The following is a 15500-nucleotide window of genomic DNA, read 5'->3' as shown; positions in this document are numbered from 1 at the left end:
TGTGAGATCGCTCCGATCAATCCTCCTGTGACGAAAGCGAATACTGCTTCGACAACGAGAGCCTTTGTCGCTTCTCCTCGCCCCGCCTGAAGATTGGTAAGGAAAAAGGCTGCTCCACGCACTGCAGCGGCAAAAGCGGCCGCCTTCCAGCTCCACGGGGGTACTAAAGTCTTTACGGGCTCGCGCACGATGTTCCGCAATACTTGGTGAAGAGGTACCGGTTTGCCTATCTGGTCCATAGCTTCTGATTTCGATGCCGTCAGGAAGGCCTTAGCAACTTGAACCAGCAAAGGTACGGCCCGATAACCCGTACGTTGGATTGCATACTCTACGATCCTGGGCCAATGTATAAATCAGGAACAGCGAGGTGATCATGCAAGGGCATACTCACACCGAAAGACACGGCATCAACCTAATGCCGTGGCAGATCGCAGCCGCCGATGAGCTTGAGCAAGCCTGCATCCTCGTAGCCACGATGAATGGAAATGAGATGGTGAGTGTTTCTCTTCACGTCGCCTCCAGTCCCCCCGCTTCCAACCCAGATTGCAGTTAGCGCCCCACTCAAAGTTGATGCTGTCTACGCGGCGGCACAGACGGTGCGGTAGTTGACGAAGATGACGCTCTGTCTCTACCTAGCATCGTTGTGATCCCTTTCCAGAAGTTCCTAAATTTACCCATCATCGCCAAACCTTGAGCTGCGGCTCGCTTGGCGCTTGACGAGATCTTATGAAGATCATCGGTAATGTCCCCTACCTTGGGAGAGACCTCTTCAATCAGAACGTGGGTCTTTTCAGCGATTCCTTTGATGGTCGGCGTGAGGTTAGTGATGAGCGCATCGGCCTTACCCGCCACGCTTTTGATGACGGGAGCCAGGTCACTGACCAATCCGGTGCTTTTCTCGATGAGCGGGTACGCACGTCCCTTAACCTCGCGCACCGTCTCTCCGAATGAACGCTTGGCCTTGATTCCGGCCACTACAAACGCTACGAGCGCTCCTACAGCCAACAAGGCAAGCACTAGGAGAGAGATCGCGGCTATGCCCATGAAAATCAGCATCAACTTTCCATCTCCCCCGTTCTGGGGAATCTGCACGTCCTGGTCGGCCAGAAGAGAGATATCGACCGCAAAGTTGCTGATCGATGCGAGAATCATGAGCTTCTCCCAGATTTTGCTCTATCGGTTGCGCTCCAAATCGTCCTGCCCCGGAACGCGTTCAACCGAGATGTGTTCTTTGTGTAGGGTGACGACCTGAGTGTCGTGCCGCTCTGTATCACGCTGAATGATGCGAATCTCTTCCTTGAGAACAAGCTCCTTCGTAAGAACCAACCGCTCCTCTACGAGCGAGTAGATGGTGGTGTTCCCTTCTTGGCGGACCGGCGGAGGAGCATCTACAGGCTGGTTGATGACGATGCGTTCCACATCAAAGGTGCGGACCGCCAGCGTCTCATCAAGGGCTTCGGTGTATTCTTGGACCGTTTTAATCAGGCGAACGGTGCCTGTAGCAACAGTCCGCTTCCCTACTTCGAGTCTTTCTTCGACCAACGGGATGGTGACGCTACTGTTCGAGGAGAGAACGTCCGCCTGCGTGTCAGCTGACTTCCATACGTCAGAGGTCTGAAGAAGCACGCTGGTCGACAGGCGAACCACTTCACCGTTGGCCATCCAGATTTCAGTAAAGGGTTGAGCCGGGTCAAATTGTCCGGAGACGGCAAGGACATTGGGTCGGGTACTGGGCAGGTCATCCACTGTCGACGTGGCAGATTCAGTGTCAGTCATAAAAACTCCTAGAGGCAAATGCCGCAGGCCGGACGTGTTGATGTCCGGCCTACGTGGTGAGCGAGAATACGTGATCGTCTAGTAGCGATCCTTCGCGATGCCGACTCCCGTGGTCTCGCCGGGAACCTCCTCGACATCCACCTCTGTCTTGCGAACGGAATCATGGATGGCCTGGGTGCGCTCGCTGCTTTGCTTGCCAACGAGAACTTCCTCTACGACTCGGCTCGTCTTGCCCACGACGGCTTCCTCTCCAGTTGCGTTCAACTCGATAACCGATCCGCTACCGGCAGCGAAATCAGCTGCGGTTGCAGGCCGGTTGACCGCGCGGCGCTCCACATTGATCTGCTCTTCACGGAGGTTGATGTCCGCCTCGACCGGACGCTCTACAACATGGGAATAGATGCGGACACCACCGCGATCAACCTCGCGCTTCCCGACTACGAGCTCTTCTTCAACGATTGGGATCGCTACACCCTCTGCTGCGGTTGCCGTGGAACCTTCGTACTGACTGCTCGACCCGCCCTCGATATCGCGAGCTCCAACCTGCTTTAGAAAAGTGGCAGCCTCGGCAGCTTCCTCATCCGGTACCGTGATTGCGAGAAGTGCACCACCCGCGTTTACCCCTTTCGCGTAATGATCATGGGCGTGGTCATCGCCGCCGCTGAGTGAACGGAAGAAGCTGCTGATCTTCTCTCCGATGCCCGTCCCGCTGCCGCTGCCAATGTCGGTGTAGCCGGAAGGATTTGCGGTTGCTGAGGAGTGGCCCTCGGCATTCGCCATGACGTGGATATTCTGGGATTCGTAGCCGTCTGTGATCAGTTCCTGCTTCGCCTTGTTCGCTTCCGCCATCGTGCTGAAAAGTCCTACGACTGTCTTCGACATATGTATTCTCCTGGTGTGAGTTAGCTGCTTGAATTGTTTGCGTGCTTACTGCGGCTGCGAGAAGAGTTCGACTCGGCGATTATCCGCCTTGCCGTTCGGAGTGGCATTGGTGTCGGTTGGCTTCTGAGCTCCAAAGCCCCCGCCAGTCAATCGACTACCATCAATACCCTGATCCTTAAGGTAGCCAGCTACAGCGAGTGCCCGCTGTTCCGAAAGGTCTGCATTGTGGGGTGCTGAACCGGTGCTGTCGGTGAAGCCCTCGATCCGGAAATGGGCGGAGGGATTTGCTTTCATCGCCGCTGCAGCTTGCTGCAGGGTCGCCTGGCCTTCCGGTGTCAGAGTGGCTTTGTCCGTATCGAAATGCACAGACCCGAGGTCCGGTAATGCAGCCGCTGCCGCCGTTGAGCCGACCATCGGCGCGCTGTCAGCGGGATGGCGGTGGGTGAGGAAGTAGGCAAGGGGAGCCAAGAGAAGAAGGAGTGGTAGAAGCCAAGCCCAAACGGGAATTCCCTTCTTGGTCTCTTCGTAGACTTTGACGCGTTCAGCCATGAAATTGCTCCTGAGGTGCCGAATGGAAATGCGATTTATTTCGTTTCGAGTGGCGTTTTCAGTTCACTCTCGGGCAGGACCTCTTCAATCTCAACCTCGGTATGGCGGACCGTATCGTGAATATGCTCCGTGCGCTCCGATGCGGTCTTGCCCACGACCACTTCTTCTACAACGTGCGCTGTCTTTCCGACTACGGCTTCTTCGGCTGTCTCGGTGAGTTCGAACACTTGATTGCCCTGAAGCGCCAGATCTGCATCCGTGACCGGACGGTCCACGGCATTTCGCTCGACAACGACATGCTCCTCGCGGAGGTCGATCGACTCCTCTACAGGAATCTCGATGACTCGCCGATAAACACGGACGCCACCTTGATCAACCGTCCGCTTGCCGACTTCGAGGTCCTCTTCCACGATCGCAATAGCTGTCTCACCCTCTGCGGCAACGGGAAGGTCGGCGGCTTTGGACGTCACGACAGCATCATCAATCTTGGTAGCCTTGTGGCTTCCAAAGATCTTCTCAACAGCGGAAACATGCCCATCTACTGCGGAAACCGCCACAACAACGCCGCCGTTGCCTATCCCTTCCAGAAGATGTTGGCGGTCACGGGCCGGAACTCCGAACTCGTCGAGAGCGGAACCGGCGGCATGCTCAGGTCCTTCGTTGCCAATGACCGCGATCGACGTGGGAGGAATGCCTTGTTTGTAAAGATCTTCAGTTGCTGCGGCAGCCTGATCTTGATGATGGAATAGGCACACCAAGTGAGTGAGCTCGTCGGTCATTGCCATGAATCCTCCATAGAGTCGCGAGATCTTACGGCTGCAGGCACAGCTCTGCGTCGGCTTGGGCCGCAATGATTTTAGGAGTACAAGAGCTGTTGGTCGTGCTGAATGGATAGGAGAGCGGCCTTCGGATCGATACCTGCAGCCCTAGGTCCCAGTACTGAGTTGCCTATTTTTTGTGTTCGGTTGTACCTCAAATTTGAAATGTGCGTCTGGGAAACAACATAAATCCGAGCAATTTCATGGAAAACGAGGGTGTCGCGACAGCAGAACGGTAGAGCGCGCATCCAACGGCGCAACCGGCTGCTAGCAAGACCCTGCCGGATTTATGGAGGGATCTGTGACCAAACGCGCCATCGCTATTTTCGCCGCACTCTTTATGTCCGTCTGCACCCTTGCTCACGCACAAGCTCCGGCCGGGGCGACGGGCCAGTGTAAAGACGGCACCTACTCCACTGCCAAGGCTAAGAGTGGGGCCTGCTCCGGCCACAAGGGCGTCCAGACCTGGTACGCCACAGCTTCGGCCGCACCAGCCCCAACCCCAGCAGCAACGGCCAGCGCGGCTCCAACGTCGCCTCCGGCGCCGACGTCTGCGCCCGCACCCCGCCCCACAGCGAACTCCGGCGCGTCAGCTATGCCGAGTCAGCCCGCAGCCGGGGGCGGACCGGGCCAGGTTTGGGTCAATACCTCCACCAAGGTCTACCACTGCAGCGGCGATCGATATTACGGCAAGACGAAAAAAGGGTGCCTACATGAGTGAGTCTGACGCCATTGCCAAAGGCGCACGCCCCGATGCCGGAAAGCCCTGCCCCAAGTAGCCTCTCCATGTTTCCAGAGGTCTCGGGCCGAGGAAGAAGCCTGAGACGCACCTCATTCAGCTTAGCCAGCTTTCCGCATCTCACACCCGAGGTCATGTATGGGACTACTAGACACAATCGAAGGAATGGCCAGTCAACAGGGCCAGAGCACAAACCCAGGCACCAACGCAAATGTCGCGAGCGGCATGATGCAGGCTCTTGAACAGCATCCTGGCGGCCTCTCCGGCGTCATCGACTCTTTCCGCAACAACAGTATGGCCGACCACGTCCAAAACTGGTCCAACGGCCAAGAACCTACGGCCACGCCCGGCCAGATCGAACAAGGCCTCGGAAACACAGGCTTCATCGAGAACGTTGCTGCGAAGGCTGGTGTCTCGCCTGAAATTGCGAAGGTGGCCATGGCAACGGTGCTTCCCATGGTCCTCGCACATTTCACCAATGGGGGCCAGCAGTCTCCGCCGCAAAGTGGCTACGGTGGCATGGCGTCACAGCTTCTCAGCAAGTTCCTCTAAACCCTTATCCCAGGAGAACCGAAGTGGCTGACTTTCAGGCATTGCAGCAGAAATACGCATCCCGTCGTCGACATGATTAAGAAGTTCGAGCCCTACGGTGCCAAGTTTGTAGGTTCCGATTTGGTAGGTGAGCAGTACCATCTCGTTGCTCAGGCTCCATCGCAGGTAGTGCTGGAACGCGTTTGGGACATCATCAAGCAGGTCGACCCGCAGTGCGCCGATCTCAAGCATGAGATCAGCAACACCGGCGGTCAAGACGGGTCCTACACCATTCAATCGGGCGACAATCTCAGCAAAGTGAGCGAGCTCTTCTATGGTCACGCCAACAACTACGATGAGATCGCGAAGGCCAATCACCTGGCCGATGCGAACAAGATTCAGGTCGGCCAGCTCCTCGACATTCCACTCATCAAGTCCTAAACCGGCGTACGGCAGACCTGCCCGGCCATAAAAAATCACACTGCTAAACGGATAGACTGATAAACCAATCGGCATAGGGCGTGTTGACTGCCATATGCCGATTCCAGTCCGCACCGTCAATCCACCAAGCCGGCCCGCGCTCCAATGAGAAGGTCTACATCACCCAGATCTTCGTGAAGAAGAACGCCGTGCAACTCGAGCTTTTAACCGTTGATGTCGCCACCCTCGGCGACGGCATGAGCACGCGATACCGTGCAGAGTTAAACGTCAAGCTTCCAGGCTTGGACATCATGACCCCGGAAGATGTGAAGAAGACGATTGACACCGTGATCGCGGACCCTGCCGTCGCTTCAGCCGTCGAGAGCAAGACAGTTAAGCTCGGCATGACCCCGGACGAGGTAAAGCAGTCGCTAGGCAATCCGGATAAGATCGTGGATCTCGGGACCAAGCAGGTCTTCATCTACAAGGACATGAAGGTGATCCTGATCGACGGAAAAGTCTCAGACGTACAGTAGCTTGTTTTGTTTACCGAAGCTGAAAGCGGTCGCCGGGGCAGTGGGCAATGTGGGAGACGCCAGTTTCATAAGGGTCTTCCAAGCGCGGTGCGAAGAGTGGGACGGTTCTCCGTCCGCTCTTTGCACCGCACGTCATTTCCACTGTTCGTTTATAACGATAACCATGTAAACCGCGCGAGCTTTGCGCATCGATTTTGGCAGTAGGGATAAGGTGACCGCCATGAATCACAGCAAGCCACTGGAGCGAGGAAGCGTCACATGCATGTTAGGGATGGGCGTCTTGTGATCTAAAGCCGACTGTTTCAGGTCCGCCGTGTGATTGTCGGGAATGGAATGACACAAGACCCACAGATCGTAAGCGCCGTTGGCCGTGCGAGAACCAAAATACTCATGAATATGCGCGCTTTATACCCCAAAACCGCTAACCCAAGTCAGTTTATGGGTGGAAGTTCAAGGCCAGCGAGGATCGGCGTCGGCTCCGACTGGTAGTAGATCGGCAGCAGCTTGGACTGGCTGGGGAGAATTACCTGTAGACCAAGACTAGTCAGGATTGCCGCCTTCTTGATCGATCGTTCGTTGTTCAGGTCTCCATCCCAACTAATAAGCTCAGTGCATTCCGCTTCGATTGCGGATGCGACATGGATAGCATCCGCGCCCTTAAGTTGAAGATTGTGAGTCCATCGAAGATCGCGCGCCTGTTCCGCCACAAATATGGAGTCCTGAACGAGCCGGAACATCAATCCGGACGTGAGAACGCCGACAAAGAACTCTTGAACATCTTTGCTCCAATCATCCCCAGCGGGGACACACTCCGCGATGCTGATGCTTGACGTATAGAGCTCTATTTCATCATTCTGAGCAGCCTTCAGCATCTGGCTAAGGAACCAAAGTTCACGCTCCCGCGAAGGGGTGTGGGTCTTCTTAGCAAGTTTGGCTAGTTCAATGATGGGGTTTGCGTCGCAGTAAATGCGCGGTTTGCTCATTGTCTCCAGTGGTTACCTAAGAAACTTTTTACGTCGGCAAAACTGTATGGCTCTGAGGGAACAATTCTGGAAACGGTGATGTGGTCAATATCACGCTTGCTGGTTTCCGTGGTAACGACTCCGCGAACGTGTAGAATCTGGCCTTTGTTCTTCAGCGATTCGACTACGGCAGCATAGTCATCTTCTTTGAAAAAGCACTTTACCAGCTTTTGCGAAGAGAGTTCTCGCAGGGTGAAATACGGTCGCTCCGCTTCAACGAAGATGTTATGGATCGTGCCCTGCACCGCTCCCTGGGTGTGGCGAAATGGGAGAATCTGATGCTTCCTAGCGAGCACGCCCGTCTTGTTGCTTATCTCGAACCAGATGGGATTGTCGGACTCATCAAACACCGCCAAGTCAGCGGTTTCACCACCTACAAATACGCTGGTGATGTTAAAGAACTGGTTGGCAGTAGCCTCTTGAATGAAGGGCGGATATTCACTACGCCCCAGCGCAAGAATGCTGCTGTTGAAGTTAGCGGACTTGTCTTGAGATACAGCGTTTTCACTTTCATTAGTGAAGGCCAGCGAACTGTTCTCAAAATCGACGCCAACCCATTTACGAGGGTCTGGAATCTGAAGATCATCCCCCACTTGGGCTAGAAATTTGCGCATATCGGCGACGAATCGCTCAAGCTTATCCAGAGCGATCCCGCGCCTACCTTTATTCAGTTTTACGCGCATTCGGAGATTCCGCATCGAGGCCCTCACAAGCGGGTATACCCATCTAAGTATGGCAGACCAGTCTACATCGTAGTGAGCTCTCGCTCGCCGGTATCTCTGCCGAGGCGGATGACAGGCTGCATCGAATCCGGGGTAATGTTCCAGTCAGCCCTGCCTTTAGCGGTACCTCCCCGAGGGCGCGTATCCGATAGTGCTCAGCTGTATGTTGCTTGTCGGACGGCGTCCGTGGCATCCACACATGGAGACACCTTAGCGCGATTCCGACTGCCATAAGCCCGGCCATGGAGGGCGTATCTACAGCTCGGCATTAGCGGCCAAACCCGGACATAATCCCGCCCGTTAGGCTTGAACGATAGGCCAAACGACGCGGCGGGTAGTCCCCCGCCTTTTTCATCTTCCGCAGTTCATAACCGTTCCACGGCCAGCCCTCGCCGCGCTCAATCAGCTGCGCCACCTGGCGGTTTGAGAGCTGCCATACAACACTCGAGGTTCCCCCGCGCCGTATGTTCGTTCGATGCTCCTCTAATGCTTCGGGCGAAACTTTACCCCAGGCTAAGAGGGTTTCAACTTCTTCCGCGCTGTGGTGCAAGAGCCACGGGCCGATGCGCACTTGGCCGCAAGGGCCGATGAAGTGAGCCGCCCAATCGCTTGCCGACACATTGACCAGCACCCGATTTGTGGTGATGGGAATCACTCCGAAGATCCTAAATCTTCGCCGGGGGTCCACAGCAAGCCTGGTCACGGAGGCACTGTCCCACTCTTCACACTGCGATTTTAAGGCTCAAGACGGTGTGCGCGAGATGCTTAGATTGTTCTCGGACAGCGGCGAAGACTCCACCGCCTTAGCTAGTCAACCGGATAACCGGATATCCTGATAGCGGGTTCCCGGTTGTGAATCGTGGCAATCGTCCCTCTGTCCGCTCTTCGCACCGCACGTCATTTCCACTGTTCATTATAACAATAATGATATAAACCGCGCGAGCTATGCGCATCAAATGTGGCAGTAGGGATAAGGTGACCGCTATGAATCACAGCAAGCTACTGGACCTGTGGAAGATGGACGAGATGCCTGCCTGCGACGTAGGAATGAAGCTGGTAGAAGCGTTCTTGATCACCGCCGGAGAAGGAGTCAACCGGCTAGGGGCCGAAGAACCAGAGGACCGAATCACGGAACTGACGACGGCCTACATGGCGCTGGTGGAGCACGGTGATGGCTGTGACGACTGCCTTGAGAGCAATCTACCTGAAAGGGACGAGATACCCGCCGATCCAATGGAGAACGATCCGGGGTATCAGGCGGATCGCAAGATCGGTTTTCAGGCTGGATTGGACGGGCAAGGATCTGACGTGTCGAAGTCGCATGGCTGGCAGCGGGGCTGGGCCGACGCACAAGAATAAGACGGCTGTCTGTCCGAGAGACAACAAGTGGAGACCTCATGAGTGCCACGATCGACAAGAAGGACACCCAGAACATCGGCTTTATCGAATCGATGGAGTGTTTAGCAGTGCCCTTGATTCCTGAAGGTCCCGAGTGGACCTACGAGATCAAGCTCGACGGCTTTCGGCTAGAGGCGGTCAAGGATGCATCAGAGACAACCCTCTTCTCACGCCGAGGCAACATTCTCAATCAGAAGTTCCTTACATTGCTGCCGCATTGAAAGGACTTCCAAAGAACACGATCATCGACGGAGAGCTCGTAGCGCTGGACGACGAAGGCCGGACGGACTTCAACCTGCTTCAAAACTTCCGCTCGGCAGAGTCTCGAATTCACTACTATACCTTTGACATCCTGGTCGCCAAGGGTAAAGCTGTCACACATCTTCCCTTGGCGGAGCGTCGAGCTATCCTTGAAAAGATCTTGCCGGTGAACGATCACATCAGCCTTTCGGTGGTTCAGACCGATTCCAGAGCGATGCTGCCGTTTGTGCGCGAGCATGGGTTAGAGGGCGTTGTTGCAAAGCGAGTAGACGGCATCTACCAACCCGGTAAGCGTACGGGGTTGTGGGCGAAACATCGCATCAACCTCGGCCAAGAATTCGTCATCGGCGGATACACAAAAGGGACGCACGGGTTCGACGCGCTCATCATTGGCTTCTACCGGGGCAAAGACCTCATCTACGCAGCCAGAGTGCGTGCGGGATTCGTTCCGGCCACCCGGCGCGAAGTTTTCGCTCAAATCGAAGATCTACAGACGAAGCATTGTCCCTTCGTGAACCTGCCTGAAACCAGCGCTGGACGCGGCTTAGCTCCGGCCGTTCATCGTCAGGAACGGTATGACATAAAATCCATAGATCGTAAGAACTGTTGGCAATGTGAGAATTAAAGCCGATCCCAGGAATCGTAAACTCGCCGTTCTTCTTCGTCTCCTGAATCGCAGTTGCTGCGAGCAACTCAGTGAACGCGGCGGATTGCTTGTTGGTCAGTTCAAGCTTCTCTGCGGCAAAACGTATCCATTCTGTCTTTGTCATCTTCGTTGCCGTTGCAGACTTTTTCGCGGGCGCGGCTGTGGTTTTCTTAGCGGCTGGGGTCGCCGTCTTAGCTGGGGCTTTCTTCGTTGCCATGGGGATCCTCGGGTGATGCGGTTGAGTGACTTAGGAACGTTTTGCCGCTGACTTCTTCGTCGACGACTTCTTGGCTAGACCAGGAGCGACTTCATTTGGCGGCGACAGATGAGCCATGACGGACGCGCCGAGTTCGCGGGTCTCTTCCGTGGTGAGCATGCTCGGAGACTGCAACGCCTTCTGCGCGAGCTTCTTGACCTTCGGTGACGTGATTGCTGCGGGGGCTTTGGCCATTGCACGATTCTACGTCGAAGACATGAGCTCAATACACGTCTTGGTGTGGTGAAAGCAGCTAGCGCTGGATGCTTCATCGGCTAGGGGTTGGGGCGAAAGCAAATGCAGCGTGGGTTGCGCTTGTCTGTACCTTCGTCAGAACGGCAAATGCTTCCAACAAGCCAGGCTTGCCAGCAGGTCGGAAACCTAATCATGGCGTCAGGGTGCCCTCACGTTGTCCAGAACCCCGTGTTGGTTGCGATTGCGGACACCGTTGAAGCTCATTTTCCGCCTGTGGCCGCCTTGCAAGCGATGCTGCACGCGCATAGGCCTTTTCGGCAGGTTCCTCTGTATGCAGCTTGTGTGTAGCGCGGGGCAAGGTCACAAGAAATGAAGTGCCTTTGCCAGAATTTCTCTCTGCCCAAATCGCGCCGCCATGTTGTTCAACAATGGCTCGACAGATTGCAAGCCCGAGTCCCGTTCCCCCAAGCCGACGGGCATCGTCATGCTCAAGCTGCCGAAATCGTTCGAACACCTTCTCAAGCTGGCCTTCTGGAATGCCTCGCCCCTCGTCTGAGATTCTCAAAGTCAATTGGTCGACAGATGCCTGGATATCGAGCACCACCTCCCCTTGGGGTGAAGAAAACTTGATGGCGTTCGATAGCAAGTTAATGAGAACCTGCAAGACTTTATCCGGATCTCCATGAAAGAAGAGCTTGCGGTCCGATGCCTGAGTCGCGGCGGGAACGGTAAGCTCGACATTGAGCGCGTGAGCAGTGGGCATCATTGTTTCGATAGCCTGTTGTGCCAAATCTACTAACGAGCATTCCTGCACTTGGAACGAGGTGGTCCCGGAGGCGATTCGCTCGAGGCTAAGGACGTCGTTGACCAACCGAATCATCCGGTCCAGGTTGCTCAAAGCGATATGGAAGAGCTTGGCGGCTTTGTCGTTCACTGGACCCATAAGGCCTGCCGCCAGAATTCCAACGGAACCCCGGACGCTTGTCAGAGGCGACCGCAGCTCATGGGACACCATGGCGACATACTCGTTCTTGAGATCGTCCAGTTCAGACCGCTTTCGAAGCTCGCATTCATCCACCAAGTGTCGAAGTCGGGTCTCTTCGAGTTCCACGAAGAGTTGCTCAATCTTCTGATTGGCTTCCTTAAGGGCCTTATTGCTTAGTTCCAGGGATGTTGCGAGTTTACGGTTTGCGCTGTGCGTTCGCTTTAGCTTGTCTGTCATGTCTCTCTTCTCTGCTCTTGCATAAAGACATCCGTGCGTACCGGTCGGTCGGGGATGAATCCTTCTTAACGTGCAGCAACCATAGGCCTTTTCATGCTCCTTGATCTGTGGTGCCAACTACATAGACATGTAGAACTTGGGGCTAATGAAGCAATCGAGTCGTCGTCTTCGTGCCCAAGTTGAGTGCGAATGGAGCCTAAATAGATCGCGCGGCGTCAGCCAGCAACTAAATCTCGCGGTCTGTCGCCTAGAACACCAAAGAGCGCGTATGCTTTGCGTAGCATCACAAGCCATCGCGCGGAGATCCATACCACGCCGTCCTTGGTGTATCTGATCGGCCAGCCGAGATCGAGGCCACACATGACACAAGGACATTTCAGGAATGGGCTACTTCAACGCTTTGATTCCGAAACCATCAAGCGCTTGGACCTGAAGGCAGTCGACCTTCCAGTGAACCATGAGATCGAGTTTCCGGGCAATCATATCGAGCATCTCTTCTTCATTGAGGAGGGGATGGCGTCGATGACGACGACATTCGACGATGGCTCTCAGGTCGAGGTGGGCCTCGCCGGGTGGGAGTCTGTGCAAGGTGCATCCGTTCTGATGGGCACCAAGAAGAGCCTCAACCGGGTCTATATGCAGGTGGCCGGGCATGGCTACACCACTACAACGTCCCTGGCAGCTCAGGAATTCAAACGTTGCTCAGTGTTTCAAGACCTTACCTTGCGGTATCTTCAGGCTCAATTCATTCAGTCAGCACAGACGGCGGGCTGCAATGCCCGTCACTCTGTCCAGCAACGTTTAGCCCGCTGGCTGCTTCTTTGCGCCGATCGGAACGGGGGGCGCATTCTGCCTCTGTCCCATGAGTACATGGCGGACATGCTTGGCGCAAACCGTACGACCGTAACTATCGTCGCAGGCCAATTCCAAAGCCTAAATCTCATCCAATACACACGCGGCAAGATCAATCTTCTCGATCTTCCAGGCTTGGAAAAGATGGCTTGCGAGTGCTACCGGGTCGTCCGAGACCACCTCACCAATCTCACTGAATACGATCAGGGAGTTGGGTGTACCGGGCAGGTAAGTGAGCAGCAACTGAAAGCCAGCTAACAGCACAACGATGCTAGACGAGACGGGTCGGCTATGCCAGAAATGATTAAGACAGGACTTTTGCTTGTCGATGACGATGACGACTTGCGTGAAACCCTTCGCCTCATCCTTGAGCACGGCGGTTTTGAAGTGCTCTCGGCAGGAAACGTCAATGACGCTCTCAAGTTGATTGGGGCGAACATCTTCGATGTGCTTGTAAGCGATCTACACGTGCCGAATGACGGTGACGGCCTTACCGTAGTAAGCGGTGTGCGTCACTCCAACCCAAAGGCCGTCACCGTCATTTTCAGTGCCCATCCGGAGATGAAAGCAGCTGCGGCCGCCATTTTGGCCCAGACGGACGAGGTGTTTGTTAGCCACAGGCCGTCGTGAACCTGGTGGAAATGACCCGGGCAAAAATGAAAGACGGACCGAGTCCAGTAAAGTCGGTCAGCACAGTCGCGACAATCCTCGAAGATGACTCAGAGAAAACAATTGGGGACTGGCTTCATAGGGTTGACGGCAGACAAGCATATTGTGTGGGTAAAACTAGAAGATGCGAAGCGTACGGCGCATCTCCCCCAGCTCTTTAGAGACTTGGTATATCGGCTAAGAAACCCGTTGGAGTTGGGAAGCCACGCTTTAGTCTCCTCCGCTGCAGCTGAGCACGGACTCCTTCGAAGGAATCAGGTTACACCGCTGTGATGATGGTGGAAGAGTCGAGGATGTTGCAGGCCAGCATCTTTCTGACTTTGCAAGACACCCTGTACCGCGTGAACTTTAGCCTACTACTCATCGGTGTGATGGCGATCGCGGATGAGGTCGACTCACAGTTGGCCCAAGCGATGACTGCATATGTTGCCGCAACGAACGTCGACGCTCTGCCCAACATTGCCTAAGAAGGAGTCTCCTGATCGTGGTTCGGTAAATAATTACGCAGATTCACTGACTGAGTGATCGAGCGCCAAATTCACGAGTTCTTCCTGCCATCGGTCGGGCCGCTGGCTTGACCAAGCGCTGGGCTGCGAAACGACCACATTTCCTTTCTCTTTCAGTTGCGAGCAGCGCTTAAGATCTTCGCCCCGCACGATGCCGCCGTCCCAGTCTTCCGATAGGACACCATCTACCGAATCTATGTGGAACTCCACCTTATGGGAGAGATCCCCGCCAGCTTCAGCCACCGGACGATCTGAGATGCTCTTGATGCTTACTCGATATTCATTCATGACCCGCCTCATTTTCTTCGGCTTGTTCCCTTGTTTATTCTTCTGAGGCTTGAGGGCTGGGCGTGGAAATGGAATCAATGGTGTCCTTCTTCGCCGTTCCAGTTCCGGCACATTCGGCGCAGACCCCACCCATTGCAGTTTCCCCGGTGCCGTCACAGAACGGACACTTCACATATGACATAAGCCGCACCTCGAATATATTGTGATGCCGATGCGCAACCCACTAGCCGCATATGACCGCTAGAACAGCATTACAATTCCGGAGGCGACATGGGAAGCGGATTCAGCAGGTGAGGCCCACTGCCGTTCAGCTTGGCGATCCTCCATGCCTTCATCCATTCCGCCGGATAGGTTCGTACGATATCCATCGGCAACTGAGAGGACTCGAACATTGCCCCGGATTCGATGCAGCTTGTCATGCGCCTCGGCAGAGATACCGGCGCGCGTGAGCTGACCTTCCTAAAATGGCAGCTCGTCCCTTTCTGGTCTAAGACTGCAAAACCGTACTCTGATGTTGCGAGACGGGGAGCTTAGCGGTTCAATTCATGAAGTGTCTTTCCGACAGCATGAGCCGTCTGTCCGGCAACATCCTTGACGACGCCGACGACACGTTCGGTCGCACCTTCTACCGCCAAATCATTGTTGCCCGTAGCTCCACCGAAACCTTCCTTCACCTTGCCGACCACGTTATGGCCCAAGCCAGAGGCGCGTTGCTTGGATCCCCATTGACTCGCCTTGCCAGCCGCATCCTCGACATCCTCGCTGCCCGTTGCATATTGAGGATTGGGCTCGTTGAGAGCAAAAAATGCGAGTAAACCGATACTCACACCGACAAGAATCCACGGAAGAACTTTCATGGCGTATCTCCTGGCCCGTTGGATGCAGAGGACTGTTGCCAAGATCGCCGCAGCCATTGAGAGGCGTGAGCGTTTGAAGCCGCCGCTTCTCTGAACTAGCAGCCGGCTTGGTGATCGTGCGGCCCTGCGCATCGATTAGCTGCGGAGAAACTGGCTAAGAGCCATGTGCGAGCCGGGTCCTTCCGACAATGGAATCTCGCAAACCTACCTCTAGGTCGCTGCTCGGCCGCGCCGCCGTAGCGGCTTGCCGCTGACGCGCGCGCGGATGAAGTTGCTGACTCGAGACCGCCGCGCGATCGAACAAACGAACAGAACATCGAGCGAATCTGAAAGCCAAACGTCTCTAATCGATTCG

Annotated in this window: 23 protein-coding genes and 1 pseudogene; 9 read left to right on the top strand and 15 right to left on the bottom strand. The window is 55.3% G+C overall.

Going from position 1 to position 15500, the window contains the following annotated elements; translation table 11 throughout:
- The 6 genes and pseudogenes from HDF16_RS30315 to HDF16_RS23965 all read right to left on the bottom strand — a co-directional run.
- A pseudogene (locus HDF16_RS30315) lies at positions 1–188 on the bottom strand (hypothetical protein); the annotation flags it as partial.
- Positions 189–561: 373 nt separating this feature from the next.
- Entirely contained in the window at positions 562–1152 is a 591-nt protein-coding gene (locus HDF16_RS23985) for a hypothetical protein (RefSeq protein WP_184222398.1), read from the bottom strand.
- A 21-nt stretch (positions 1153–1173) separates the two neighbouring features.
- Complete coding sequence (locus HDF16_RS23980) at positions 1174–1776, bottom strand: YsnF/AvaK domain-containing protein (RefSeq protein WP_184222396.1); 603 nt, start codon at positions 1774–1776, stop codon at positions 1174–1176.
- 78 nt (positions 1777–1854) lie between these two features.
- On the bottom strand, positions 1855–2658 hold the full coding sequence (locus tag HDF16_RS23975; protein ID WP_184222394.1) for a YsnF/AvaK domain-containing protein: 804 nt from the start codon (positions 2656–2658) through the stop codon (positions 1855–1857).
- Between the two features lie 45 nt (positions 2659–2703).
- Positions 2704–3207, bottom strand: a complete 504-nt coding sequence (locus tag HDF16_RS23970) for an OmpA family protein (RefSeq protein ID WP_184222392.1) — start codon at positions 3205–3207, stop codon at positions 2704–2706.
- Positions 3208–3242: 35 nt separating this feature from the next.
- Positions 3243–3992: a YsnF/AvaK domain-containing protein gene (locus HDF16_RS23965; RefSeq protein WP_184222390.1), complete on the bottom strand. Its 750-nt coding sequence runs from the start codon at positions 3990–3992 to the stop codon at positions 3243–3245.
- A 334-nt stretch (positions 3993–4326) separates the two neighbouring features.
- On the opposite strand from HDF16_RS23965, the gene HDF16_RS23960 reads away from it, so the two are divergent.
- Complete coding sequence (locus tag HDF16_RS23960) at positions 4327–4746, top strand: DUF3761 domain-containing protein (protein WP_246409882.1); 420 nt, start codon at positions 4327–4329, stop codon at positions 4744–4746.
- A gap of 156 nt (positions 4747–4902) precedes the next feature.
- Positions 4903–5316, top strand: a complete 414-nt coding sequence (locus HDF16_RS23955; RefSeq protein WP_184222388.1) for a YidB family protein — start codon at positions 4903–4905, stop codon at positions 5314–5316.
- Here HDF16_RS23955 and HDF16_RS32045 read toward each other — a convergent pair.
- Positions 5290–5811 carry a hypothetical protein gene (locus tag HDF16_RS32045; protein ID WP_432432275.1) on the bottom strand — a complete coding sequence of 174 codons (522 nt, stop codon included), beginning with the start codon at positions 5809–5811 and terminating at the stop codon, positions 5290–5292. The two genes, HDF16_RS23955 and HDF16_RS32045, sit on opposite strands and share 27 nt — an antisense overlap.
- A gap of 5 nt (positions 5812–5816) precedes the next feature.
- Here HDF16_RS32045 and HDF16_RS23945 point away from each other — a divergent pair, with 5 nt between their 5' ends.
- Positions 5817–6251, top strand: coding sequence for a hypothetical protein (locus HDF16_RS23945; protein WP_184222385.1), 435 nt, complete (start codon positions 5817–5819; stop codon positions 6249–6251).
- A gap of 431 nt (positions 6252–6682) precedes the next feature.
- Here HDF16_RS23945 and HDF16_RS23940 read toward each other — a convergent pair whose 3' ends face one another.
- From HDF16_RS23940 to HDF16_RS23930, 3 genes are all read right to left on the bottom strand, one after another.
- Positions 6683–7234 (bottom strand): type II toxin-antitoxin system VapC family toxin, encoded by a 552-nt coding sequence (locus HDF16_RS23940; protein WP_184222383.1) that lies wholly within the window; start codon positions 7232–7234, stop codon positions 6683–6685.
- The gene (locus tag HDF16_RS23935) at positions 7231–7956 is read right to left on the bottom strand and encodes a hypothetical protein (RefSeq protein WP_184222381.1); all 726 of its coding nucleotides are present in this window, start codon (positions 7954–7956) and stop codon (positions 7231–7233) included. The genes HDF16_RS23940 and HDF16_RS23935 overlap by 4 nt, the downstream gene beginning before the upstream one ends.
- A 307-nt stretch (positions 7957–8263) precedes the next feature.
- Positions 8264–8650, bottom strand: coding sequence for a hypothetical protein (locus HDF16_RS23930; protein WP_184222379.1), 387 nt, complete (start codon positions 8648–8650; stop codon positions 8264–8266).
- A 329-nt stretch (positions 8651–8979) separates the two neighbouring features.
- Between HDF16_RS23930 and HDF16_RS23925 the strand changes: the two genes are divergently transcribed.
- From HDF16_RS23925 to HDF16_RS23915, 3 genes are read left to right on the top strand one after another with little or no spacing between them, the layout of a single operon-like run.
- Positions 8980–9354, top strand: a complete 375-nt coding sequence (locus HDF16_RS23925; RefSeq protein ID WP_184222377.1) for a hypothetical protein — start codon at positions 8980–8982, stop codon at positions 9352–9354.
- A 38-nt stretch (positions 9355–9392) separates the two neighbouring features.
- Positions 9393–9614 (top strand): hypothetical protein, encoded by a 222-nt coding sequence (locus HDF16_RS23920; protein WP_184222375.1) that lies wholly within the window; start codon positions 9393–9395, stop codon positions 9612–9614.
- Positions 9611–10279: a hypothetical protein gene (locus tag HDF16_RS23915; RefSeq protein ID WP_184222374.1), complete on the top strand. Its 669-nt coding sequence runs from the start codon at positions 9611–9613 to the stop codon at positions 10277–10279. The genes HDF16_RS23920 and HDF16_RS23915 overlap by 4 nt, the downstream gene beginning before the upstream one ends.
- A 268-nt stretch (positions 10280–10547) precedes the next feature.
- Here HDF16_RS23915 and HDF16_RS23910 read toward each other — a convergent pair whose 3' ends face one another.
- Complete coding sequence (locus HDF16_RS23910) at positions 10548–10751, bottom strand: RNA polymerase subunit sigma (RefSeq protein ID WP_184222372.1); 204 nt, start codon at positions 10749–10751, stop codon at positions 10548–10550.
- 190 nt (positions 10752–10941) lie between these two features.
- Positions 10942–12090 carry a sensor histidine kinase gene (locus HDF16_RS23905; RefSeq protein WP_184222370.1) on the bottom strand — a complete coding sequence of 383 codons (1149 nt, stop codon included), beginning with the start codon at positions 12088–12090 and terminating at the stop codon, positions 10942–10944.
- Positions 12091–12333: 243 nt separating this feature from the next.
- On the opposite strand from HDF16_RS23905, the gene HDF16_RS23900 reads away from it, so the two are divergent.
- The 3 genes from HDF16_RS23900 (at position 12334) to HDF16_RS30900 (ending at position 13961) form a co-directional block, all read left to right on the top strand.
- The gene (locus HDF16_RS23900; protein WP_184222368.1) at positions 12334–13083 is read left to right on the top strand and encodes a Crp/Fnr family transcriptional regulator; all 750 of its coding nucleotides are present in this window, start codon (positions 12334–12336) and stop codon (positions 13081–13083) included.
- 33 nt (positions 13084–13116) lie between these two features.
- Positions 13117–13455, top strand: a complete 339-nt coding sequence (locus tag HDF16_RS30905; protein ID WP_246409879.1) for a response regulator — start codon at positions 13117–13119, stop codon at positions 13453–13455.
- Between the two features lie 332 nt (positions 13456–13787).
- Entirely contained in the window at positions 13788–13961 is a 174-nt protein-coding gene (locus HDF16_RS30900) for a hypothetical protein (protein ID WP_246409876.1), read from the top strand.
- A 33-nt stretch (positions 13962–13994) separates the two neighbouring features.
- Here HDF16_RS30900 and HDF16_RS23890 read toward each other — a convergent pair whose 3' ends face one another.
- The 3 genes from HDF16_RS23890 to HDF16_RS23880 form a co-directional block, all read right to left on the bottom strand.
- Positions 13995–14366: a hypothetical protein gene (locus HDF16_RS23890; protein ID WP_184222366.1), complete on the bottom strand. Its 372-nt coding sequence runs from the start codon at positions 14364–14366 to the stop codon at positions 13995–13997.
- 173 nt (positions 14367–14539) lie between these two features.
- Positions 14540–14707, bottom strand: coding sequence for a hypothetical protein (locus tag HDF16_RS23885; RefSeq protein WP_221313075.1), 168 nt, complete (start codon positions 14705–14707; stop codon positions 14540–14542).
- Positions 14708–14818: 111 nt separating this feature from the next.
- On the bottom strand, positions 14819–15145 hold the full coding sequence (locus tag HDF16_RS23880) for a CsbD family protein (protein ID WP_184222362.1): 327 nt from the start codon (positions 15143–15145) through the stop codon (positions 14819–14821).
- Positions 15146–15500 lie beyond the last annotated feature (355 nt).

This window comes from Granulicella aggregans, assembly GCF_014203275.1.
GTDB lineage: Bacteria > Acidobacteriota > Terriglobia > Terriglobales > Acidobacteriaceae > Edaphobacter.
This window is presented reverse-complemented; position numbering and strand designations above follow the sequence as displayed.